This window comes from Lactobacillus sp. UMNPBX12 (assembly GCF_002553955.1).
In the GTDB taxonomy this organism is placed as follows: Bacteria; Bacillota; Bacilli; order Lactobacillales; family Lactobacillaceae; genus Lactobacillus; species Lactobacillus crispatus.
On the sequence record NZ_PCYY01000058.1, the window covers coordinates 1 to 1,739 of the forward strand.

1 protein-coding gene is annotated in these 1,739 nt (G+C 38.1%); it reads right to left on the bottom strand.

Going from position 1 to position 1,739, the window contains the following annotated elements; genetic code table 11:
* Positions 1 to 152: 152 nt before the first annotated feature.
* A complete protein-coding gene (locus tag CP363_RS10450) occupies positions 153 to 1,391 on the bottom strand; it encodes an IS110 family transposase (RefSeq protein WP_089145574.1) in 1,239 nt (412 codons plus the stop codon).
* Positions 1,392 to 1,739: the final 348 nt, after the last annotated feature.

The window sequence follows — 1,739 nt, forward strand, 5'->3', positions numbered from 1 at the left end:
AAGTCATGTGGTGATAAGTCAATGTAAATTGTAAATTTTATTTTTAATTAGTTTGTGTTAAAGCCAAAATTTGCGTGCATGAAACTAGGCCCTATTTCAAGGGTTTTTAATAACTATTATTTACTCCTCCAAAAATGTTTTAGACCAATTGATCACCTCGGTGTTTGATAGATTTGACCATTTTTGAGCAGAGTGAAAATGGTCCTAACTAGTTTTCTTGCACAAAGGACGCAAGCACGTTTATGCGGGGAATAGAAAGCTTCATCGTACTTCTTTTGATAGTACTTCCGAAAAACGGGATCTCTTAATCTAATTAGGTTGGCAGCTTCAACCAAATAATATCTTAGATAATGATTGCCGTTTTTGGTCATTGGCTTGTGTTCGCTGTCAAAATCACTAGACTGCTTTTGACGCCAAGCTAGGCCGGCGTATTTAGCCAGCTGAGCTTCAGTATCGAACCGATCAATACTACCAATTTCAGCGATGATGCCAGCAGAGTAAACTGGTCCAATTCCCGGAATAGACTGCAGTATTCTCTCTTCAGGGAGCGCTTGAACGATGTCTGTAATTGCTTTATCTAAATTTTTAATCAATTTCTGATTGGTTTTAATCTCGGTATAGTAAACAGATAATACTGCATCAATTGAGTCTTTCATGACTTTACCTAAACGATAGGATCCTCTGACGGCTTTCCTGATTGCTTTAGCTAAAGCTTCTGGATCAGAGAAGCGGCCGCGTCCCTTAGTCTGAAGGTAATCAATTAAATCCTCGATTGGCATCTCAGTGATTTCATCGATGGTTTTACTATCAGTCACAATAGACAGCATTGTTGCGCCAAAGATAGAAGTTTTAATATTTTCCTTGTCAACGGTAACCAGTTTGTTTAGACGATAGTAAAGGGCTTCAATGAAGTGCTGCTTAGCTCTGGCCAGGGAAGACGTGATTTCATATCTGGTTCTGGTTAGACGCTGGAGAGCTAAGTATTCCTCTTGTCGAGCGATAGTGACGTGATACTTGCCAAAGCGTAAGTATTCCGCGATGTAATAGGCATCAATAGGATCATTCTTATTTTCTTCGTAAACGTCATGAAATCGTTTAGTATTTTTGGGATTAACGACATCAGTTTCAAGATTAAGCTTTTGCAAGTCCTCATCATTGGCAAAGAAATAGGCTGGATGAAAGCTATAAATTGAAGTAGCCTCCATGCCGATAATTACCTTGTCATAGCTATTCTGTTTAGCAAGTTGGAGAATTAGCTTTTTGACCTTATTAGCGCCAGTCAGATCATTAGAAAAAGATTGGTTAAGCAAAGGTTTTTGATGATTTTCTGAGTCAGTAATAGCGACTTGCAAGTCTTTAGAACTGACGTCAATTCCTATAAAAAGTTTCATTGAGAATGGCCTCCTTTCTAACAAATATTTGGTCATAGATCGATCATCACATGTTAGCCCCTAATTACAGTTTCTAAGACAGTCTCGCAAAATATAAGTATTCACAGGTTCAAGCTAAAAAGCTGCGACTGAAACTGCTCTGAATCAGTAATAGCCAGAATCAATACAGCATGTGAGTAAGTCATTAGCAAAACTGCTTGGGCGGCAGACTTACAAAGTAGTCAAGCTACAGGAGGTGAAAACCTATACCAATTGACCAAGGTCAATGACAATTAGAGACTAGCATCTGATGATCGAATAAACAAACTAAAAAGACAATCAACACAGATTTAATTTATATAATACGAG